General features: G+C 69.5%; 19 protein-coding genes. 8 read left to right on the forward strand and 11 right to left on the reverse strand.

Going from position 1 to position 20,026, the window contains the following annotated elements; translation table 11 throughout:
• Positions 1–30: 30 nt before the first annotated feature.
• Both arfB and ACKTTN_RS04395 read left to right on the forward strand, forming a co-directional pair.
• Entirely contained in the window at positions 31–441 is a 411-nt protein-coding gene (arfB, locus tag ACKTTN_RS04390) for an alternative ribosome rescue aminoacyl-tRNA hydrolase ArfB (RefSeq protein ID WP_407908651.1), read from the forward strand.
• Between the two features lies 1 nt (position 442).
• Entirely contained in the window at positions 443–1,066 is a 624-nt protein-coding gene (locus ACKTTN_RS04395) for a lysophospholipid acyltransferase family protein (RefSeq protein WP_407908652.1), read from the forward strand.
• 7 nt (positions 1,067–1,073) lie between these two features.
• On the opposite strand, the gene ACKTTN_RS04400 is transcribed toward ACKTTN_RS04395, so the two are convergent.
• Positions 1,074–1,994, reverse strand: coding sequence for a LysR family transcriptional regulator (locus ACKTTN_RS04400; RefSeq protein WP_407908653.1), 921 nt, complete (start codon positions 1,992–1,994; stop codon positions 1,074–1,076).
• A gap of 112 nt (positions 1,995–2,106) precedes the next feature.
• Between ACKTTN_RS04400 and aceB the strand changes: the two genes are divergently transcribed.
• The 3 genes from aceB (at position 2,107) to ACKTTN_RS04415 (ending at position 5,662) form a co-directional block, all read left to right on the forward strand.
• Positions 2,107–3,711, forward strand: coding sequence for a malate synthase A (aceB, locus tag ACKTTN_RS04405; RefSeq protein ID WP_407908654.1), 1,605 nt, complete (start codon positions 2,107–2,109; stop codon positions 3,709–3,711).
• A 98-nt stretch (positions 3,712–3,809) separates the two neighbouring features.
• Positions 3,810–5,120, forward strand: a complete 1,311-nt coding sequence (gene aceA / locus ACKTTN_RS04410; protein WP_407908655.1) for an isocitrate lyase — start codon at positions 3,810–3,812, stop codon at positions 5,118–5,120.
• Between the two features lie 89 nt (positions 5,121–5,209).
• Entirely contained in the window at positions 5,210–5,662 is a 453-nt protein-coding gene (locus ACKTTN_RS04415; RefSeq protein ID WP_407908656.1) for a hypothetical protein, read from the forward strand.
• On the opposite strand, the gene ACKTTN_RS04420 is transcribed toward ACKTTN_RS04415, so the two are convergent.
• From ACKTTN_RS04420 to ACKTTN_RS04430, 3 genes are all read right to left on the reverse strand, one after another.
• Positions 5,663–7,180 carry a YifB family Mg chelatase-like AAA ATPase gene (locus ACKTTN_RS04420; RefSeq protein ID WP_407908657.1) on the reverse strand — a complete coding sequence of 506 codons (1,518 nt, stop codon included), beginning with the start codon at positions 7,178–7,180 and terminating at the stop codon, positions 5,663–5,665.
• A gap of 9 nt (positions 7,181–7,189) precedes the next feature.
• Positions 7,190–7,471, reverse strand: a complete 282-nt coding sequence (ubiK, locus tag ACKTTN_RS04425) for a ubiquinone biosynthesis accessory factor UbiK (protein WP_407908658.1) — start codon at positions 7,469–7,471, stop codon at positions 7,190–7,192.
• A 122-nt stretch (positions 7,472–7,593) separates the two neighbouring features.
• Entirely contained in the window at positions 7,594–7,743 is a 150-nt protein-coding gene (locus ACKTTN_RS04430) for a hypothetical protein (RefSeq protein ID WP_115647505.1), read from the reverse strand.
• 96 nt (positions 7,744–7,839) lie between these two features.
• Between ACKTTN_RS04430 and glnK the strand changes: the two genes are divergently transcribed.
• Entirely contained in the window at positions 7,840–8,178 is a 339-nt protein-coding gene (glnK, locus tag ACKTTN_RS04435; RefSeq protein WP_407908659.1) for a P-II family nitrogen regulator, read from the forward strand.
• Positions 8,179–8,196: 18 nt separating this feature from the next.
• Here the strand turns inward: glnK and ACKTTN_RS04440 are convergent, their stop codons facing one another.
• The 3 genes from ACKTTN_RS04440 to ACKTTN_RS04450 all read right to left on the reverse strand — a co-directional run bounded on the left by ACKTTN_RS04440 (position 8,197) and on the right by ACKTTN_RS04450 (position 12,904).
• Positions 8,197–10,071 carry a diguanylate cyclase gene (locus tag ACKTTN_RS04440; protein WP_407908660.1) on the reverse strand — a complete coding sequence of 625 codons (1,875 nt, stop codon included), beginning with the start codon at positions 10,069–10,071 and terminating at the stop codon, positions 8,197–8,199.
• 51 nt (positions 10,072–10,122) lie between these two features.
• On the reverse strand, positions 10,123–10,971 hold the full coding sequence (speE, locus tag ACKTTN_RS04445; RefSeq protein ID WP_407908661.1) for a polyamine aminopropyltransferase: 849 nt from the start codon (positions 10,969–10,971) through the stop codon (positions 10,123–10,125).
• 64 nt (positions 10,972–11,035) lie between these two features.
• The gene (locus ACKTTN_RS04450) at positions 11,036–12,904 is read right to left on the reverse strand and encodes a diguanylate cyclase (protein WP_407908662.1); all 1,869 of its coding nucleotides are present in this window, start codon (positions 12,902–12,904) and stop codon (positions 11,036–11,038) included.
• A gap of 183 nt (positions 12,905–13,087) precedes the next feature.
• On the opposite strand from ACKTTN_RS04450, the gene speA reads away from it, so the two are divergent.
• Positions 13,088–14,977 carry an arginine decarboxylase gene (gene speA, locus ACKTTN_RS04455; RefSeq protein WP_407908663.1) on the forward strand — a complete coding sequence of 630 codons (1,890 nt, stop codon included), beginning with the start codon at positions 13,088–13,090 and terminating at the stop codon, positions 14,975–14,977.
• Positions 14,978–14,997: 20 nt separating this feature from the next.
• Positions 14,998–15,855, forward strand: coding sequence for an NAD(P)-dependent oxidoreductase (locus tag ACKTTN_RS04460; protein ID WP_407908664.1), 858 nt, complete (start codon positions 14,998–15,000; stop codon positions 15,853–15,855).
• Here ACKTTN_RS04460 and ACKTTN_RS04465 read toward each other — a convergent pair.
• The 4 genes from ACKTTN_RS04465 to radC all read right to left on the reverse strand — a co-directional run bounded on the left by ACKTTN_RS04465 (position 15,847) and on the right by radC (position 19,946).
• Positions 15,847–16,254 (reverse strand): hypothetical protein, encoded by a 408-nt coding sequence (locus ACKTTN_RS04465; protein WP_407908665.1) that lies wholly within the window; start codon positions 16,252–16,254, stop codon positions 15,847–15,849. The two genes, ACKTTN_RS04460 and ACKTTN_RS04465, sit on opposite strands and share 9 nt — an antisense overlap.
• Positions 16,255–16,670: 416 nt before the next feature.
• Complete coding sequence (locus tag ACKTTN_RS04470; protein WP_407908666.1) at positions 16,671–17,480, reverse strand: SPOR domain-containing protein; 810 nt, start codon at positions 17,478–17,480, stop codon at positions 16,671–16,673.
• Positions 17,480–19,168 carry an arginine--tRNA ligase gene (gene argS / locus ACKTTN_RS04475; protein WP_407908667.1) on the reverse strand — a complete coding sequence of 563 codons (1,689 nt, stop codon included), beginning with the start codon at positions 19,166–19,168 and terminating at the stop codon, positions 17,480–17,482. The genes ACKTTN_RS04470 and argS overlap by 1 nt, the downstream gene beginning before the upstream one ends.
• Positions 19,169–19,271: 103 nt before the next feature.
• Entirely contained in the window at positions 19,272–19,946 is a 675-nt protein-coding gene (gene radC / locus ACKTTN_RS04480) for a RadC family protein (RefSeq protein WP_407908668.1), read from the reverse strand.
• Between the last annotated feature and the right edge of the window lie 80 nt (positions 19,947–20,026).

Genomic DNA, 20,026 nt, shown 5'->3' on the forward strand with positions numbered 1-20,026 from the left:
TCAACGCGCTCCGCTGCCTAGAATGGCCGCATGACGCCGAGCATCGACATCCCCGAGAACGAGCTGGTCGAACGCTTCGTGCGGTCGGCCGGGCCGGGCGGGCAGAACGTCAACAAGGTGGCGACGGCGGTCGAGCTGCGCTTCGACATCGCGAATTCGCCGTCGTTGCCGGACGAGCTGCGCGCGCGGTTGCTGGCGAAACGCGACCGTCGCGTCACCCTCGAAGGCGTGCTGGTGATCAGTGCGCAACGCTTCCGCACGCAGGATCGCAATCGCCAGGACGCACGCGAACGCCTGCAGGCGTTCGTCGACGCGGGGCTGCACGTGCCGAAGAAGCGCGTGGCGACACGGCCGACGCGGGCGTCGAAGGAACGTCGCCTCGACGCCAAGCGCGGCCGCAGTACGATCAAGAAGGGCCGCACCGCGCGTGACTGGGATTGAGATGACGAACGACTATCCCGCACATGTCGGCGCGCCGGGCCGCGTGCCGGTGCTGCCGCCGAACGCGCCGCGCGTGAAGGGTGGCGCGTTCGGACGATGGGTCGGTCGCACCGTGCTGCGTCTCGGCGGCTGGCGCGTCGTCGGCGAGTTTCCCGACGTGCGCAAGCTGGTGCTGATCGGCGCGCCGCATTCGTCGAACTGGGACGGCGTGTGGGGCTTTGCCGCGAAGCTCGCGCTGGGCCTCGACATCCGCATCCTCGGCAAGGACACGCTGTTCAAGGTGCCCGGCGTCGGTGCGTTGCTGCGACGCCTGGGCGTGATTCCGGTCGACCGCAGCGCCGCGCACGGCGTGGTCGAACAGGCTGCGGCGGTGATCCGCGCCGGCGAGAAGGTCTGGTACGGACTCGCGCCGGAAGGCACGCGCAAGCGCGTCGAGAAGTGGAAGACGGGCTTCTGGAAGATCGCGCGCGCCGCCGACGTGCCGGTACTGCCCGTGTATTTCCACTATCCGGACAAGGTGATCGGCGTCGGCCCGCTGTGGACGCTCGGCGATGATTTCGCCACCGACATGGCGCGTATCCGCGCCTGGTACGCCCCGTGGCAGGGCAAGAACCACGGCGTCTGACTGCGCCTCAGCCCGCCTGCTTGACCAGTTCGATGAAGGCCCGTGCCTGCGCGCTGAGCGACCGCCCGCGCCGCGTCACCACGCCGTAGCTGCGCGACGGGAAGAACGCCGACAGCGAGCGCGATGCCAGTCGCGTTGAATCGGCCTCGGTCAGGCAGATCGACGTCACGATGCTGATGCCAAGCCCCATCGCGACGTACTGCTTGATCACTTCCCAGCCGCCGACTTCCAGCGCGACGGTGTACGGCACATGGGCGCGCTGGAAGACCATGTCGACCATGCGATACGTCGTCTGCCGCTGCGGCGGCAGGATCAGGCCGTAGGGCGACAGGTCGGCGAGCGCGATCTCCGCCTTTGTCGCGAGCGCGTGGTCCGGCGGCGTGATCAGCATCGGCTCGTACGACACGACGGGCTGGTAGGCCAGGTCGCCCGGGACGTCGAGCATCGAGCCGACCGCCAGGTCCGCGCCGTCGTCGCGCAGCAGGTTCAGCCCGCGCGCACCGGTGACGTTGTGCAGGATCAGGCGGATATCCGGGTACTGCGCGCGGAAGGCTTCGACGATCTTCGGCAGCAGGTAGACGATGGTCGAGCTGCCGGCGGCGACGTGCAGCTCGCCGGCGTCCAGCCCGCGGATGCGGTCGCGGAACATGGCGTCGAGGTTGTCGAGGCCTTCCACCAGCGGGCGCGCCAGGTCGTACAGCGCCTCGCCTTCGCGGGTGAGCGCCAGTCGCCGACCATTGCGCTCGAGCAGCGCGACGCCGAGGTCGCGCTCGAGCGCCTGGAGCTGCAGGGTCACCGCCGGCTGGCTGAGGAACAGGGCCTCCGCCGCGCGGGACACCGAGCCGAGCCGGGCGGTCTGGCAGAAGGCGCGCAGCGGCTTGAGCCGGTCGGCCTTGTAGGTGAAGCGGGCCGCGGGCGATCGGGGCATGACGGCGCCATGTATTCGATTTCCTAATACATCGCATTGCCAAAACTTGTTTGTCAAATACCAGACGCCGGCGCATGGTCGTCCGCCACGGGACAGACCACGAGGTGAGGCGATGTCGGCAGTGCTGATCGAGTCGGGCGAAGGCGTGGGTGGCGTCGAGTTGCTGCGCCACGCCGAGGGCCAGGACGCCCTGCTCACGCCGGCCGCCCTGGCGTTGCTCGCCGGCCTGCACCGTCGCTTCGAACCCGAGCGCCAGCGTCGCCTCGTCGCCCGTCGCGTCCGCCAGGCCGCGTACGACGCGGGCGGCGTCCCCGATTTCCGCGCCGACACCGCCGCGATCCGCGCCGCCGACTGGCGCGTCGCCCCGCTGCCGGCCGCGCTGCAGGACCGTCGGGTCGAGATCACCGGGCCGGTCGACCCGAAGATGGTGATCAACGCGCTCAACTCAGGCGCGAAGGTCTACATGGCCGACTTCGAGGACAGCACGTCGCCGACCTGGGCCAACCTCATCGCCGGCCAGAACGCGTTGCGCGCGGCCGTGGCCGGCACGCTCGAGTTCACCGCGCCGGGCGGCAAGCACTACGCGCTCAAGCCGTTCGAGCAGCAGGCGGTGCTGATGGTCCGCCCGCGCGGCTGGCACCTGGACGAGAAGCACCTGCGCGTCGACGGCCAGCCGATCTCCGGCGGTCTGTTCGACGCCGCGCTGTTCGCGTTCCACAACGCCCACGCTTTGGCTGCGAAGGACCGCGGCCCCTTCCTCTACCTGCCCAAGCTCGAATCCATGGAGGAGGCGCAGCTGTGGAGCGACGTGCTCGGCCACATCGAGCACGAGCTCAAGCTGCCGCACGGACAGATCCGCGTCACCGTGCTGATCGAAACGCTCCCCGCCGCGTTCGAGATGGACGAGATCCTCTACGCGCTGCGCGACCGCATCGCCGGCCTCAACTGCGGTCGCTGGGACTACGTCTTCTCCTACATCAAGACCTTCCGCCGCCATCGCGACAAGGTGCTGCCCGAGCGCGGCCAGGTGACGATGACGCAGCCGTTCCTGCGCGCCTATTCCGAACTGCTGATCCAGACCTGCCACCGCCGCGGCGCGCACGCGATGGGCGGCATGGCCGCGCAGATTCCGATTTCGAACGACACCGACGCCAACGACGCCGCGCTCGCGAAAGTCCGCGCCGACAAGCTGCGCGAAGTCACCGCCGGCCACGACGGCACCTGGGTCGCGCATCCCGCGCTGATCCCGCTCGCGCAGGCCGTGTTCGACGAACGCATGCCCGGCGCGCACCAGAAGCACGTGCTGCGCGACGACGTACTGGTCACGCGCGACGATCTGATCACGCCGCCGCGCGGCTCGATCACGCGCGCCGGCTTCGAAGGCAACGTCGAAGTCTGCGTGCGCTACCTCGCCGCGTGGCTCGACGGCAACGGCTGCGTGCCGATCCACTGGTTGATGGAAGACGCGGCGACGGCCGAGATCGCGCGCACCCAGCTGTGGCAGTGGCTGCACGCGGGCGACCTGCATCTCGACGACGGCACGCCGCTCGACGAAACGCTGTTCGAACGTGCACTGATGAAACTGCCGCGCCTTGCCGCGACCGACATCCCCGGTGCCAGCCGCGTCAACGAGGCGATCGGCATGCTCGATCGCCTGACCCACGCCGATGAACTCGAGGACTTCCTGACGCTGCCCGCGTACCGACGCCTCGACTGAGTTTCCCGAACAACCCGCGATGTCCCGAACCGCCTGCGTCGCAGTCGGAACGGCCCTGCTTTGCCCGACGACAACGACGACACGACAGGAGATCCGCCATGACCACGCTTCCGACCGCCGACCAGCTCCGCCAGCAATGGGCCACCGACGCGCGCTGGACGGGCGTCACCCGCCCGTATTCCGCCGAAGACGTCGTGCGACTGCGCGGTCGCATTCCGGTCGAGCACTCCATCGCCAGGCTCGGCGCCGAGAAGCTGTGGAATTCGCTGCAGACCGAGGACTTCGTCAACGCGCTCGGCGCGATGACCGGCAACCAGGCGATGCAGCAGGTCAAGGCGGGCCTGAAGGCGATCTACCTTTCCGGTTGGCAGGTCGCGGCGGACGCGAACATCGCAGGCGAGATGTATCCGGACCAATCGCTGTATCCGGCGAACTCGGTGCCGCAGGTCGTCAAGCGCATCAACAACACGCTGCTGCGCGCGGACCAGATCCAGTGCGCGGAAGGCGTGGGTGACATCGACTTCCTGCAGCCGATCGTGGCGGATGCGGAAGCCGGTTTCGGCGGCGTGCTCAACGCGTTCGAACTGATGAAGGCGATGATCGAAGCGGGCGCCGCTGGCGTGCATTTCGAGGACCAGCTCGCCAGCGTCAAGAAGTGCGGCCACATGGGCGGCAAGGTGCTGGTGCCGACGCGCGAGGCGGTCGAGAAGCTCGTCGCCGCACGCCTGGCGGCCGATGTCATGGGCGTGCCGACGCTGATCGTCGCGCGCACCGATGCAGAAGCTGCGGATCTCGTCACGTCGGATGTCGACGACAACGACAAGCCGTTCTGCACCGGCGAGCGCACGGTCGAAGGTTTCTACAAGACGAACAAGGGCCTGGACCAGGCGATCTCGCGTGGTCTTGCGTATGCGCCGTACGCCGACCTCGTCTGGTGCGAAACCGGCAAGCCCGATCTCGAATTCGCCCGCAAGTTCGCCGAAGCGATCCACGCCAAGTACCCGGGCAAGCTGCTCGCCTACAACTGCTCGCCGAGCTTCAACTGGAAGAAGAACCTCGACGACGCCACCATCGCGAAGTTCCAGAAGGAACTCGCGACCTACGGCTACAAGTTCCAGTTCATCACGCTGGCCGGCTTCCACGCGCTCAACTACGGCATGTTCGACCTCGCCCACGGCTATGCGCGCCGCCAGATGAGCGCATTCGTCGAACTGCAGGAGCGCGAGTTCGCCGCCGCCGACCGCGGCTTCACCGCGGTCAAGCACCAGCGCGAAGTCGGCACCGGCTACTTCGACGCGGTGACGCAGACGATCCAGGGCGCGCAGTCCTCCACCGTCGCGCTCAAGGGGTCGACCGAAGAAGAGCAGTTCCATGGCGATGCGTCGCCCGAGGTGCGGGTCGCCGCGTAACCGAATCGACGTGACGGATGGGCGGACGGACGGCATTGACGCCGTTCGTCCGGCGGGCGGAGGATCGGGCCACACTGTCGGAGGCCGCCATGCACAAGCTGCTCGCCCTCGTCGTCCTGTCGTTTGCGGCGTTTACCGCCGGTGCGCAGGAAGCCCCCAAGCTCGACCAGATCCTTGCGCAGCAGACGCAGCTGCGCGCCGACCTCGATGCAGGCAAGGTCGCATTGACGCCGCGAACCGCGATGCAGGTCCGCAAGGACCAGGACACCGTGTTCGAGCTCATCAAGCGCAAGCCGACGCTCGAAGCGATGAACATCCAGGAACGCGTGACGCTCGACAACGCGTTGGAGCGCATCAACTCGAACGTGCAGGGCACGCGCGTGGCGGACGAGAAGAAGGACGTCTGCCACTACCAGCGCGTGACCGGTTCGAAGGAGCAGCGCTTGGTCTGCGGAACGCAGGACGACCGCGACCACGCGCGGGAGAACGCGCGCAACTACCTGGAAAAGCCGCGCATCTGCGCGTCCTGCAGCGGCGGTTGATCAGGCGGCGACCGCAGGCTCGCGCTGTCGATCGAGCGTGCGGTAACCGATCGCTTCGGCGAGGTGCGGCGTGCCGATGTCGGCCTCGCCGGCCAGATCGGCGATCGTGCGCGCGGTGCGCAGGATGCGCACCATCGAACGCGCGGATAGCTGCAGGCGTTCGACCGCGTGCTCCAGCAACGCCTGGTCGCGTGATTGCAGTCGGCACAACGCCAGCGTCTCGCCAGGCGTCATGCGCGCATTCGGCTTTTCGCAACGGGCGAGTTGCACGGCGCGTGCGCGTTGGACGCGTTCGCGCACGTCCGCGCTCGACTCACCGGGCGTGCGGGTAGCGCTCAGCTCGCTCGCGGGCAGGCGCGTCAGCCCGACATGCAGGTCGATGCGATCAAGCAGCGGGCCGGAAACCTTGGATCGATAGCGTTGCACCATGTCACCGCTGCAGCGACAGCGACCGCTCGGGTCGCCGGCCCAGCCGCAGGGGCACGGATTCATCGCTGCGACCAGTTGAAAGCGCGCCGGAAATTCCGAGCTGCGCGCGGCGCGTGAGACGGTGACGACGCCGGACTCCAGCGGTTCGCGCAATACCTCGAGCGCACGACGTTCCCATTCCGGGAATTCGTCTAGGAATAGCACGCCGTTGTGCGCGAGCGAGACTTCGCCGGGCCGTGGCTGCGCACCGCCGCCGATCAGCGCGACCGCACTCGCGGTGTGGTGCGGTGAGCGGAACGGACGTTCCAGCCATCGCGACGGATCGAGCCCGCGCCCGCTGATCGATGCGATCGCCGCCGATTCCAGCGCTTCGGCTTCAGTGGCTTCCGGCAGCAAGCCGGGCAGTCGCGAGGCGAGCAGCGTCTTGCCGCAACCGGGCGGTCCGATCAGCAGCAGATGGTGACCACCGGCCGCGGCGATCTCCAGCGCGCGGCGTGCATGCGCCTGGCCGCGCACGTCGGTGAGATCCGGCCCCGGCGTGCGCACGACCGGTGCGGCGACCGCGGCGGGCAACGATTCGCGTCCCGCCAGCATCGCGCACACCTGCAGCAACGTGCGTGCGGTGCCCGCTTCCACGCGCGTCGCGAGCGCGGCCTCCGCGCCGTTCGCTTCGGGCACGACGAGGCGTCGTCGCGCATCTCCGGCTGCGAGCGCCGCCGGCAACACACCGTCCACTGCGCGCAGCTCGCCGGTGAGCGCGAGTTCGCCGAGGAATTCGACATCGCGCAATGCGTCCAGCGGAATCTGTCCGCTGGCGGCGAGAATGCCGAGCGCGATGGGCAGGTCGAAACGGCCGCCATCCTTCGGCAGGTCCGCCGGCGCGAGGTTCACGGTGATGCGTCGCTGCGGGAATTCGAACTGCGCGCAGGCGATCGCCGCGCGCACCCGGTCCTTCGCCTCGCGCACCGCAGCTTCGGGCAGGCCGACGATGTTCATCGCCGGCAGGCCACCGCCCAGATGCACTTCGACGCGGACTTCGGGCGCACGGATGCCCGTTCGCGCACGGCTGTGCACGATCGCAAGATTCATGGCGGCGACTCAGTGGCGCGGCGACGCGGTCGCGGTGGACTGCGCTTCGATTCCGGCGACGGCGCGCTCGAGATGCTCGAGCTTTTCGCGCGTACGCAGCAGCACCGCGCGCTGCACGTCGAACTCCTCGCGGGTGACGAGGTCGAGGCGACCCAGGCCGGCCTGCAGCACGGCGCGGAAGTTCTGTTGCAGCTCCGTGCGCAACTCGCTCGCCGATTCGCCACGGAGTCCGGGCGGCACGAGGGCGCTGAGGCGGCGGGCGAGTTCGTCGAGCTGGTCGAGGTCGATCATGGTCGGGTCTCCGGCGTTGCGCGCACTGTGCCGACTGCGGCCGGTCGGCGCCGTCGGAGCGCCTCGCTGCGGCGTGTCGGGGAAATCCGACGCGCGCACTTTACCGCCGGCGGCGCGCGTCGTCAGTGGCGCTTGAAGTACTGGACCTCGCGTTCGTGCTTCTCGGCGGCGGCGCGGCTGCTGAAGGTGCCGAGGTTGCGACGCTTGTGCGTTTTCGGGTCGACCTTGCGCGAGTACAGCCGGTACTCGCCGGACTTGAGCTTGCGGATCATGCGGACGCCTCCAGCCGGGACGACCAGCCTGCACCGGCGCGCGCGAACGCGGCGTCGGCGCTTGCCGCTATGCTGCGCGGGCACAGGAGGATGCCGATGAAGATGGTCATGGCCGTGGTCAAGCCGTTCAAGCTCGACGACGTTCGCGAAGCGTTGTCCGAAGTCGGGGTGGCCGGCATCACCGCCACCGAAGTGAAGGGTTTCGGTCGGCAGAAGGGCCATACGGAGCTCTATCGCGGCGCCGAGTACGTCGTCGACTTCCTGCCCAAGATCAAGCTCGAGGTCGCGGTGGCCGACGACCAGCTCGACGCGGTGGTCGAGGCGATCATGAAGGCGGCGGGCACCGGCAAGATCGGCGACGGCAAGATCTTCGTGTGGGACCTCGAACGCGTGGTGCGCATCCGCACCGGTGAACTCGACGCCGACGCGCTCTAGCGCGTCATCGCGCACGGCTCAGGTCGTGCGCACGCAGTTCCGGCCGGCGGCCTTGGCCTGGTAGAGCGCCTGGTCGGCGCGCGCGATCAGGTCCGCCAGCCCCGCATCGCGCGGCGCGAGCGGGGTGACGCCGACGCTGATCGTCACCCGCAGGTCCGCCGCGGCGTCGCGGAAATCCAGCGCTTCGACATTCGCGCGCAGGCGCTCGGCGACCTGGCTCGCGGCGTCGATGGTGGTGTCCGGCAACAGCACCACGAATTCCTCGCCGCCCATGCGGCCGATCTCGTCGAACTGGCGCAGCGTGTGCTGGCACGTTTCGGCGACGCGCGCGATCACCTGGTCGCCGACCAGATGTCCGTGCGCATCGTTGATCGCCTTGAAGCCATCGATGTCGAAGGCGATCACGCATAGCGGACGTTCGTCGGCGCGTGACTGCGCGACGGCATCCGCACCGATCAGCTCGATGCGACGCCGGTTGGCGACGCCGGTGAGTTCATCGGTGGACGCGAGCAGGCGCAGCTTGCGCGTGCGCACGATCTGCCGGCCGACGAGGACTCCGAGCACGGTGATCAGCGCGATGCCGAGGCCGATCGCGATGCGCTGCCAGCGGCGCGCCTTGAGCAACGCCTGCACGTCCTGCTCGCGCATCGATTTCTCGGTGCGCAGGCGCTGGTTCTCGAAGTCGCGCTGCGCGGCGTCGGTCTGCTGGCGCAGCATCAGCGTGCGCTGTTCGCTGCGTGCGGCGAGGCGTTTTTCGCGCAGCGCGAGATAGCGCTTGTAGTCGGCGAGCGCGGCCGCGGCGTTGCCGGTGCGCTCGTACAGCGCCGCGCGGTGCGGATACATCATCTCGAGATAGCGGTCGTTCTGGTCCGCCTGCAGGATCTTCTCGGCGCCGGCGTACAGTGCGAGCGCCTGGTCGTTCTGGCCGAGGCCCGCACGCGCGCGCGCTTCGATCACCGCGAGCATGCCGGCGTCACCGACGTCGCCGACGCTGGCGAAACCCGCCTTGGACGTCTGCACCGTCGCCAACGCCTGCGCATAGCGGCCGAGTTCCACCTGCGACGACGCGAGCGCGAGCTGCGTGCCGGCGACCAGCGAGGTGTCCAGGCGCTGGCGCGCGATGCGCACGCCCTCCTCGAACTGCGGCAGCGCGAGGTCGGGACGGCCGATGTCCTGGTACAGGAAGCCCATCTGCACCGCGACGACCGCGAGGCTCGGCCAGTCGTCGTGGCGCTTGGCGATCTCGCGGCTGCGTTCGAGGTATTCGCGCGCCTTCTCGGTTTCGCCCATGCGCCGGTACGCCACCGCGATGTTCTGCAGGTTGCCTTCCGAGCGTTCGGCCTGGCGCGAGCTGTCGTACAGATGCTGCGCGGTGGTGAAGTCGATCAGCGCCTCGGCGTGGCGGCCGAGGTAGGAATACAGGTTGCCGCGCAGCACCATGCCGTCGCCGACCAGCGCCGGGTGCTCGGAGCGGCGCGCGAGTTCGATGCCGCGCGTGTACTGCTGCAGCGAGGTCTGCACCTCGCCGAGCATTTCCTGCACCGACGCTTCGCAGAGCTGGAAGCGCGATTCGACTTCGGCGTCGTCCAGCGCCTTCGCCGCGGCCACGCCCTGCTGCGCGTAGGCGAGCGAGGCGCGCACGTCTTCCGGCGGCTGGAAGCATTCGGTGGATTCGTAGAGCAGTTCGCGGCGACGATCGCCGGGTGGCACCAGCGCACGCAGGCGCGCGATCTCCGCCTTCGCCGCTTCCGGCGTCGCCGGGTTCAGGCGTTCGCTGTCGAGCTGGTCGAACAGCTTGTCGAACGCGGCGGCGCGGTCCGATTGCGCGTGCGCGTTCGTCGCCGTAAGGACGGCGAGCGTCAGGGCCAGCAGCGACGCGCGGGTTCGTGGCATCGGGATTCGTCGGCGCGCCCGCATCGTCGGAGGACGAGCGGGCGGGCGGGCTCAGTCGTCCAGAGCTTCGGCGACGAACGGCGGAGTCGCCAATGCCCCGCGATGGATATCGGCCGTGTAGTAGCGGGTCTTGAGACCCGCGTCACGCGCGTCCTTCTCGCGGAAGTCGAAGCCGCCGCCCTTGCGCGCCAGCGTGCAGCTCCACCAGCCCGTCGGGTAGCACGGCTGCGGGAACGGCAGGGTCTTGAACGTCGAGAAGCCGGCCTTGCGCATTTCGGCGCGCATCGAGCGGATCAGGTCGAGCAGTGCGAGCGGCGATTCGGACTGCTGGACGAGGATGCCGTCGTCCTTCAGCGCGCGGAAGCAGGATTCGTAGAAGGCCTTGTTGAACAGGCCCTCGGCGGGGCCCACCGGATCGGTGGAGTCGACGATGACGATGTCGACGCTGCCCGGCGCGCAGTTCTTCATGTACGCGACGCCGTCGTCGAACAGCAGTTCGGCGCGTGCGTCGTTGTTCGAATCACACAGCTCCGGGAACCACTTCTCGGCCATGCGCGTCACCTGCTCGTCGATGTCGCACTGCGTGGCGGATTCGACGCCCGGGTGCTTGAGCACTTCGCGCAGCGTGCCGCAGTCGCCACCGCCGATGATGACGACGCGCTTCGGATTCGGATGCGTGAACAGCGCGGGGTGCGACATCATCTCGTGGTAGAGGAAGTTGTCGCGCGTGGTGAGCATCACCGCGCCGTCGATCAGCATGAGGTTGCCCCAGTCCGTCGTCTCGAAGATCTCGATCTTCTGGAACGGCGACTGCACTTCGTCGAGCTTGCGACGGACGCGGTAACCGATGGCCGAGCCGGTGTGCTCGAAGTTCTCGTACTGCCAGGTGGGTTCGCTCATGGCGCTCTGCATCTCGGGCCGGAATCCGGCAAACACCCGAGTGTAGCGGACCGGGCCTCGATGCTCAGTCGGCGGTCACCACGCGGTCGCGGCCCGTCGACTTGGCGCGATACAGCGCGGCGTCGGCGCGGCCGAGCAGGTCGTCGAAGCGGTCGTCGGCCGGTCGGGAGGTGGCGACGCCGGCGCTGGTGCTGACCGCGAGCCCCGGCACCACGCGCCCGACATCGAGCGCGGCGACCGCGACGCGCAGCCGCTCGGCGATGACTTCGGCGTCCTCGCGGCGGGTGCCGGGCAGGATCACCACGAACTCCTCGCCGCCGGTGCGGCCGATCCGGTCCTGCGGGCGAAGCGCGTCGGCCAGCGCACGGGTGGCCTCCACCAGCACCACGTCGCCGGTCGCATGGCCGTGCTGGTCGTTGACGCGCTTGAAGTGGTCCAGGTCGAGCAGCACCACGCTGACCGGCCGGCCGTCGGCCTGTGCGCTGGCGAACGCGTCCTCGGCGAGGCGACGCAGGCCGCGGCGGTTGGCGAGGCCGGTGAGCGGGTCGGTGAGCGCGAGCAGGCGCAGGCGGCGGGATTCGCGGGACTGCAGCAGCGCAAGCGCGGCCAGCGCGGCGATCAGCGCCGCGCCGAGGCCGAGCGCGGTCCATCGCCACGGGCGCTGGCGTTCCAGCGCGCGGATCTCCCGTTCGCGACGGCGGCGTTCGAGATCGAGGCGGGCGTGCTCGAGCGCGCGACGGCCGGCGTCGAACTGCATGCGCGCGAGCGTCACCCGCTGGTCGTCGGCCGAGGCCTGCAGGCGCTGGCTGACGAGGCTGTAAGCGCGCAGGTCGGCCAATGCCGCCAGCGGGTCGCCGAGCGCTTCCTCGCTGCGGGCGCGGGCCTGGTGCAGCAGCGCGAGGTAGCGGGTGCTCTGTTGGGCGCGCATCAACGGTTCGGCGCGATCGAAGGCGGCGACCGCGGCGTCGTGGCGGCCGAGCGCGGCCTGGGCGACGCCTTCGGCCTGGTCGAGCATCGGCTCGTCGCCGGCGATGCCTTCGCGGGTGAGTTCGCGGCGCGCGTCGGCCACCGCCTCGAGCGCACGGGTCGGCTTGCCGGCCGCGAGCCAGGCGTGGGCGAGCCCCAGCTGGGCGTAGCCGCGATCGATCCCGTCGGAGCGCTGGGCGACGTCCAGCGCCGCGCGGAAACGTTCCACCGCGGCGTCGCCCCGGCCCTGTTCCTCGAACGCATAGCCCTGCTGCATCAGCGCGGCATAGAGGTCAGGCACGCTGTCGATGCGGCGCGCGTAGGCCTCGGTGTCGCGCAGGTAGCCCATCGCCTCGGCGTACAGGCCCATGCGGCGGTAGGCCATGCCGATGTTCAGCAGGTTGGTTTCGGAGCGACGCGCGAGCCGCGCGCGGTCGAAGACGGCCTGCGCCGCAAGGAAATCCTGCAGCGCGCGTGCGTGGTCGCCCTGCAGCGAGGCGATGCCACCGCGGAAGGTGTAGCCGTCGCCGATCAGGCGCGCATCCTCGGCACGGCGCGACAGCTGCAGCCCGCGGGCGTAGGCGCGCCAGGCGCCGGCGGGGTCGGCGGACTCCAGCGCGAAGCCCTCGCAGTAGGTGAAGTGCGCTTGCGCGGCGACGTCGCCTGCGGCGCGGGCGTCGTCGAGCTCGCGGCGTGCAAACGCCAGCCCGGCGCGGTTGTCCTTGATGAAGGTGAGGTCGCAGACCATCGCGCGGTACAGCCGGGCGCGGTGGGCGTCGCCCGCCGGCAGCGCCGCGTGCAGGCGGACCAGCGCCTCGGCGGATTGGCGCTCGTCGTCCACTGCGATCTCGCCGTCGTCGATCTGCAGGAACAGGCGATCGAACGCCGTGGCCGACGGCGCGGCATGGGCCGGCGCGACGGTGAGCGTCGCGGCGGCGGCGAGGATGACGAGGAGGCGTCGGAGCACGGGCAGGTCGCGAGCGTAACGGACGGCGGGGCCGCACGGCCGCTGGGGATCCACCGGGATCGGCCGGCCTTCAGGCTTCTTGAACCGGCGTATCGCAGCCGCCGGACCGGCGTCCCGCCGCAATCGGCGATCGGTCACGCCGCTGGCCCTAGAATGCGCGCCTTCCTCGCTGGGGTGCGCCCGATGTCCGACTGGTCGACCGACCTGGCCCGCAAGACCTATTCGATCCCGTACTGGTCGGAAGGCTATTTCGACGTCGACGCTGCCGGCCGCGTCAGCGTGCATCCGCAGGGCGTGGGCGGGCCGACCATCGCGCTCGCCGAAGCGGTGGATCGCGCGCTCGAAGGCGGCGCGCAATTGCCGGTGCTGGTGCGCTTCCCGCAGATCCTGTCCGACCGCCTGCACAAGTTGCAGGACGCGTTCGCCTGGGCGATCAATGAAACCGAGTACGGCGGCGGCTACACCGCGGTCTATCCGATCAAGGTCAACCAGCACCAGTCGGTGGCCGGCACGCTGGCGTCGAACATGGGCGAAGGCTTCGGCCTCGAGGCCGGCAGCAAGCCCGAGCTGATGGCGGTGATGGCGCTGTCGCGCCCCGGCGGCCTGATCGTCTGCAACGGCTACAAGGATCGCGAGTACATCCGCCTGGCGCTGATCGGCCGCAAGCTCGGGCTGGAGACGTACATCGTCGTCGAGAAGCCTTCCGAGCTGCAGCTCGTCATCGAGGAAGCCGAAGCGCTCGGCGTGAAGCCGGGCCTGGGCGTGCGCATGCGCCTCGCGAACCTCGGCGCCGGCAAGTGGCAGAACAGCGGCGGCGACAAGGCGAAGTTCGGGCTGTCGCCGCGGCAGGTGCTCGACCTCTGGAAGCGCCTGCGCGACGCCGGCATGGGCGACTGCCTCGGCCTGCTGCATTTCCACATGGGCTCGCAGATCAGCAACGTGCGCGACATCGCCAACGGCATGCGCGAAGCGGTGCGTTACTTCATCGAGCTCTCGCGCCTGGGCGCGAAGGTGCAGTACATGGATGTCGGCGGCGGCCTCGGCATCGACTACGAAGGCACGCGCTCGCGCAGCTACTACTCGATCAACTACGGCGTGCGGCAGTACGCGCTCAACATCGTGCAGCCGCTCGCCGATGCCTGCGAGGAACACGGCCTCACGCCGCCGCGCATCGTCACCGAATGCGGCCGCGCGATGACCGCGCATCACGCGGTGCTGGTCACGAATGTCAGTGAAGTCGAACGCGCGCCGGAAGGCCGCGTGCCCGACGCGCACGACGACGAACCGCTGGTGATCCGCCACCTGCGCAGCGTGCATGCGGAACTGCAGACGCGCCCGGCGGTGGAACTGTTCCACGAAGCCACGCACTACCACGCCGAAGGCCTGGACGCTTACGTCACCGGCCAGATCGACCTCGTGCATCGCGCGCGCATCGACGATCTCTACTACGCGATCCTCAACGGCGTGCGCGAACGGTTGTCGCCCGCCGAAAAGACGCAGCGCGAAGTGCTCGACGAGCTCGACGAACGCCTGGTCGACAAGTACTTCGTCAACTTCAGCGTGTTCGAATCGATGCCGGATGTCTGGGCGATCCAGCAGGTGTTCCCGATCGTGCCGATCGAGCGCCTCGACGAAGCGCCGACGCGTCGCGGCGTGATCGCCGACCTCACCTGCGACTCCGATGGCCGCATCGACACCTACGTCGAGAACGAAACGCTGTCGACGTCGATGCCGGTGCATCCGCCGCGGTCGGGCGAGGTGTATCGCCTCGGCTTTTTCCTGGTCGGCGCGTACCAGGAAATCCTCGGCGACATCCACAACCTGTTCGGCGACACCGACGCCGTGGCTGTTCAGGTAAGCGACGCGGGCTTCGAGTTCGTCCAGCAGCGCCGCGGCGACACCATCGACGTGATGCTCGACTACGTCGGGTACGATATCGCCCAGCTCCGGCAGGCCTATCGCGACAAGGTCGCGGCCGCCGGGCTCGCCGCCGACGAAACGCTGCGGCTCAACGAGGCACTCGAAGCAGGCCTCACCGGCTACACCTATCTGGACGACGCGCCGTTCGATTGACGGCGCGCGGGGAACGAACAATGAAAACCGGATTCATCGGCCTCGGCGCAATGGGCGCGCCGATGGCGCGGCATGTGCATTCGCGCGGACTGCTGACCGCGGTCGGCACGCGCACGCAGGACAAGGCCGACGCGCTCGCCGCGGAACTCGGCGTGCGCGCCGCGCGTTCGGCGCAGAACTTCGCCGACTGCGACGTCGTCGCGCTGTGCGTGCCGCTCGATGCCGACGTGCTAGAGAACGTGGCGGGGCTCGCCGACGTGCTGCGTCCGGGTTCCGTGGTCATCGATCATTCGACAGTCTCCGTCGACACCGCGAAACGTGCGGCCGCGATGTGCGCCGAGCACGGCATCGGCTTCATCGACGCACCGGTGTCGGGCGGCGTCGAAGGCGCGCGCAACGGCAAGCTGTCGGTGATGGCGGGCGGCGACGCGGACGTGCTCGAGAAGGCGCGCCCGGTGCTCGAGTGCTATGCCGCGCGCATCTCGCACATGGGCGACACCGGATCGGGCCAGGCGACCAAGGCGATCAACCAGGTGCTGGTCGCCGGCATCAATGAAGCGGTGTGCGAAGGTCTCGCACTCGCCGAGAAGCTCGGCCTCGAACCCGAGCGCCTGATTCCGACGCTGATGGCCGGCGCGGCATCGAACTGGTTTCTCGACAAGCGCGGCGCGACCATGCTGCGCGACGAGTTCACGCCCGGCTTCAAGAACGCGCACATGCTCAAGGACCTGCGCATCGTGCAGGGCATGGCGCAGGCCACCGGCATCCGCACCACCGTGATCGACCAGGCGCTGGCGGACTACGCGGAGCTGGTCACCGAGCGCGGCCTCGGCGACGCCGATACCTCCGCGCTGATCGCGCTCAAGCGCTCACGCTGAGCGCGCGCGGCGCGTCGCGGCGAAGCGTTCGCCGCCGACCGCCGCACCCCAGGCAACGAACGCCGAGAGCACGAGCTGCAGCGCGGTATTGCGCAGCAGCCAGTGCAACGCGCCGCCGTGGACGGCGGGCGCCCCGCCGTAGGCCGCCATCGAGCTGGTGATGCCGATCAGCAGCACCAGTCCGACCGCCGCCGGGGCAAAGCCCTGGCGCGCGACTGCGCCGCCGATGCCCATCGCGATCGCCACGGCCAGCAGGTCGAGGATTTCGATCGAGCCCAGCGGCGTTGCCCAACCGCCATCGGAGCGATGCAGCAGGAACAGCGCGCCGGTCAACACGACCAGCACCACCAAGGCGACGGCGCAGGCAACGAGTCGGCGGGGCGGCGGGATCGGCGGCATCGGCACGTGTCCGGAAGAAAGGGCGAGCCGAGTCTAGGCGTTCTCCGCGGCGCTGCGCGGCGGCGGACATCACCGTTTGCGTCTGCGCCGATCGTCGCGCCAGTTGCGGCGATGGGCGGCGCGCAAGGCGTGCCGTCGACTCGTCGACGTCAGCGCGGTCGCGTCGTGTTCGGTCCGGACGACGCGCGAGTGCCGCCATGCCGTCGGCCGATTGATGCTGCGTGGAGGGCACTGTTCGACAACACGTGCGATGCACTGATGGCGCGCGCGCGGGCGACGCCGGCGGATGTGCGCGTGAGCGCGGCCGACGCCCGCGCGCCACCCGAAACGAACGAGGCCGCACACGTGCGGCCTCGCGATGAATCCCATGTCGCAAACAACATTGGCCACGCGCGCGACACACGGCGCGCGTGCGATCAGTTCGTCCTGACCGCCATCGCCGACAGCCCGCCGCTGGCGAGCTTGCGCTTGGCGTCGGCGAGTTCGCCGGCGGTGCCGTACGGGCCCATGCGCACGCGATACACCGTCTTGCCGCTGATCTGTGCCGATTCGACGCGCGCGCCGAGGCCGAGCAGGGCGATCTTCGCCTTCAACTCTTCGGCCTGGCCGGACGCCTGGAACGCGCCCGCCTGCAGGATGTAGTGGGTGTCGGCGGGCGACGTTGCGGCCGCGGCCGTCGTCGACGTGGTGGTCGATGCCGCAGGCGTCGCATGCGTATCGGTCGACGCCGGCTTCGGCGCGGATTCGTCGACCGGCGCGGGCAGCGGCTTCGCGTCGGTCGTCGTTGCGACGGTGGTGTTCGCCGTGGCCTGCGCCGCTGCATTCGCCTGCGCTGCCTGTCGCGTTTTCTCCGCCGCCTCGCTCGCTGCGAGTTCCGCGTCGGTCATCGGCACTTCCTTGCCCGGCAGCAGCGTGTAGAAGTCGAAATCCTGCTTCTTCTTCGAGTCGTCGTTGCCGGCAGTCGTCGGCTTCGGCAGCGCCTTGTCGTCGGCGACTTCGTCGTCGACCACCGCCTCGTCGCTGGCGGCCTTCGGCTGCGCGTCGGGGTTCGGTGTCGGGCGGAAGAAGCCGTCGTTGTCGCGATGCATCAGCTTGGGCGCGACGAGCACGACCAGCAGCGTGATGCCCACGCCGATCACTAGCCACGCCCAACCGGGGATTGCGCCGCTACCGCCACCACCACCCCCGGCGCGGCGCGCCTGGGTCTTGCTGCGCTTCTGCGCCATCACATCACCTCGGGGGCGGACACGCCCAGCAGCGCAAGTCCATTGGAAATCACCTGACGCGTCGCTGAAGCGAGCGCGAGGCGCGCATCGCGCACGTTCGCGTCGTCGACCAGGATCTGGTGTTCGTTGTAGTACGACTGGAACGCTTGCGCGAGTTCGAGCAGGTACGCGGCGATCTGGTGCGGCTCGAGGTCGCGACCGGCGGTCTCCACCACTTCCGCGTAGCGCGACAGCGTCGCGACGAGTTCGTGCGTGGTCGCGTCGTCGAGGTCGAGCGGTTGCGCGACGCCGTTGTCGAGGTCGAACGACAGGCCGCGCTCCTTCAGCTGCCGCATCAGTCCGCACATCCGCGCATGGCTGACCTGCACGTAGTAGACCGGGTTGTCGAGTGACTGGCTGCGCGCGAGGTCGATGTCGAACGTGAGCTGCGAATCGGGCTTGCGCGCGATCAGGAACCAGCGCACGGCGTCCGCGCCGACTTCGTCGATCAGGTCGCGCAGCGTGAGGTAACTGCCGGCGCGCTTGGAGAGCTTCACTTCCTCGCCGCCGCGCATCACCGTGACCATCTGGTGCAGCACGTATTCGGGCCAGTTCTGCGGAATGCCGGTGTCGAGCGCCTGCAGTCCGGCTTTGACGCGCGCCAGCGAGCCGTGGTGGTCGGCGCCGAGTTCGGTGATCGCGCGCAGGTAGCCACGCTGCCACTTCGACAGGTGGTAGGCGACGTCGGGCACGAAGTAGGTGTACGTGCCGTCGGACTTGCGCATCACGCGGTCCTTGTCGTCGCCGAAGTCCGTCGTGCGCAGCCACAGCGCACCGCCTTCCTCGTACGTGTGACCGTGGGCGATCAGCTCGCGCACGGTTTCCTCGACCTTGCCGTCGGTGTACAGCGAGGACTCGAGGAAATACACGTCGAACGACACGCCGTACGCGGCGAGGTCGAGGTTCTGTTCGCGGCGCAGGTAGGCGACGGCGAATGCGCGGATCGCGTCGAGATCGTCCGGATCCTTGGCGCCGACCACCGTATGGCCTTCGACTTCGACCGAATCGCCGCGCAGGTAGGCGTCGGCCACGTCCTTGATGTAGTCGCCGCGATAACCGTCCTCCGGCCAGCCCGCGTCGTCCGGGCCCTTGCCCTGCGCGCGCGCCTGCGTGGAGATCGCGAGGTTCTGGATCTGCACGCCGGCGTCGTTGTAGTAGAACTCGCGCGCCACGTCCCAGCCGTTGGCTTCGAGCACGCGCGCGATGCAGTCGCCGATCACCGCCGCGCGGCCGTGGCCGACATGCAGCGGGCCGGTCGGGTTGGCCGACACGTATTCGACGCCGGCGCGGCGGCCTTCGCCGCTGGCGTTGCGGCCGAACGCGTCGCCCTGCGACGCGACGTCGCGCAGCGTCGAACGCCACGCGCCTTCGGCGATGCGGAAGTTGATGAAGCCGGGGCCGGCGATCTCGACCGACGCGATCTGCTCGTTGGCCGGCAGTGCGTCGACCAGCGCCTGCGCGATCGCGCGCGGGTTCGACTTCGCCGGCTTGGCCAGCAGCATCGCGGCGTTGGTCGAGAAGTCGCCCTGCGCGCGGTTCTTCGGCCGCTCGATCACGAAGTCGGGCGAGGCGGCGTCGGCGGGGAGCGTGCCGGCGGCGCGCAGGGCGTCGATGGCCTGCTCGACGAGGGCGCGGAGGGTCGATTTCACGGACGATCCGGGACTGCTGGACGGGGCGGCATTGTACGGTCGGGCCGCGCTCGACGTCGGCGCGCCGCCGCCCACAACGCGCGACGGCGGGCCCGTCGCGCCCTCACACCCAGCCGCGCGCCGCCATCGACACGGGCGGCCCGTCGCCGACCACGAAATGGTCGAGCAGCCGCACGTCGACCAGCGCCAGCGCCTGCTTCAGCCGGGCGGTGACGGCGCGATCGGCGGCGCTGGGCTCCGGATTCCCGCTGGGGTGGTTGTGCCCGACGATCAGTGCCGCGGCGTTGTGGGCCAGCGCGCGGCGGGCGACGTCGCGCGGATGGATCTCGGCGCCGTCGAGGGTGCCGTGGAACATCTCTTCGAACGCGAGCATGCGGTGTCGGGTGTCGAGGAACATCACCGCGAATACCTCGTGGTCCATGGGCCGCAGCCGCTTCGCGAACAGGCGGCCGGCGGAGGGCGGGTCGGTCAGTGCGTCGCCGCGCTCCAGTTCGGATGCCAGCACGCGCTGGCCGATCTCCAGTGCGGCAGCCAGCGTGCAGGCGCGGGCCGGGCCGACGCCGCGCAGCTTGGCGAGGTCGACCGGCGGCCGCTCGAGCACGCGTCGCAACGGGCCGTGATCGGCGAGCAGGGCGCGCGCGGTGGTCACCGCGTCCTGCCCGCGCAGGCCCGACCCGAGGAACAGCGCGATCAGTTCGGCGTCCGACAGCGCACCCGCCCCGCGCGCTAGCAGCTTCTCGCGCGGCCGCTCGGCGGCCGGCCAGTCGTGGATGCGCATGCGTCCCTCCATGGACGTCTTCGTCGGCGGTCATTGCAACGTGACGCACGGCACGTCGCGAATCGGGCGATTCCGGGCGT

The organism is Lysobacter claricitrinus, from assembly GCF_045866565.1.
GTDB classification, from domain to species: Bacteria; Pseudomonadota; Gammaproteobacteria; order Xanthomonadales; family Xanthomonadaceae; genus Cognatilysobacter; species Cognatilysobacter claricitrinus.

Coding starts and splice junctions, on each gene's coding strand:
- ACKTTN_RS04400 (WP_407908653.1), bottom strand. CDS start 1,994: ATGCCCCGATCGCCCGCGGCCCGCTTCACCTACAAGGCCGACCGGCTC.
- ACKTTN_RS04415 (WP_407908656.1), top strand. CDS start 5,210: ATGCACAAGCTGCTCGCCCTCGTCGTCCTGTCGTTTGCGGCGTTTACC.
- radC (WP_407908668.1), bottom strand. CDS start 19,946: ATGCGCATCCACGACTGGCCGGCCGCCGAGCGGCCGCGCGAGAAGCTG.
- ACKTTN_RS04420 (WP_407908657.1), bottom strand. CDS start 7,180: ATGAATCTTGCGATCGTGCACAGCCGTGCGCGAACGGGCATCCGTGCG.
- ubiK (WP_407908658.1), bottom strand. CDS start 7,471: ATGATCGACCTCGACCAGCTCGACGAACTCGCCCGCCGCCTCAGCGCC.
- aceB (WP_407908654.1), top strand. CDS start 2,107: ATGTCGGCAGTGCTGATCGAGTCGGGCGAAGGCGTGGGTGGCGTCGAG.
- arfB (WP_407908651.1), top strand. CDS start 31: ATGACGCCGAGCATCGACATCCCCGAGAACGAGCTGGTCGAACGCTTC.
- ACKTTN_RS04395 (WP_407908652.1), top strand. CDS start 443: ATGACGAACGACTATCCCGCACATGTCGGCGCGCCGGGCCGCGTGCCG.
- glnK (WP_407908659.1), top strand. CDS start 7,840: ATGAAGATGGTCATGGCCGTGGTCAAGCCGTTCAAGCTCGACGACGTT.
- ACKTTN_RS04460 (WP_407908664.1), top strand. CDS start 14,998: ATGAAAACCGGATTCATCGGCCTCGGCGCAATGGGCGCGCCGATGGCG.
- ACKTTN_RS04470 (WP_407908666.1), bottom strand. CDS start 17,480: ATGGCGCAGAAGCGCAGCAAGACCCAGGCGCGCCGCGCCGGGGGTGGT.
- speE (WP_407908661.1), bottom strand. CDS start 10,971: ATGAGCGAACCCACCTGGCAGTACGAGAACTTCGAGCACACCGGCTCG.
- ACKTTN_RS04430 (WP_115647505.1), bottom strand. CDS start 7,743: ATGATCCGCAAGCTCAAGTCCGGCGAGTACCGGCTGTACTCGCGCAAG.
- ACKTTN_RS04465 (WP_407908665.1), bottom strand. CDS start 16,254: ATGCCGCCGATCCCGCCGCCCCGCCGACTCGTTGCCTGCGCCGTCGCC.
- aceA (WP_407908655.1), top strand. CDS start 3,810: ATGACCACGCTTCCGACCGCCGACCAGCTCCGCCAGCAATGGGCCACC.
- ACKTTN_RS04440 (WP_407908660.1), bottom strand. CDS start 10,071: ATGCCACGAACCCGCGCGTCGCTGCTGGCCCTGACGCTCGCCGTCCTT.
- speA (WP_407908663.1), top strand. CDS start 13,088: ATGTCCGACTGGTCGACCGACCTGGCCCGCAAGACCTATTCGATCCCG.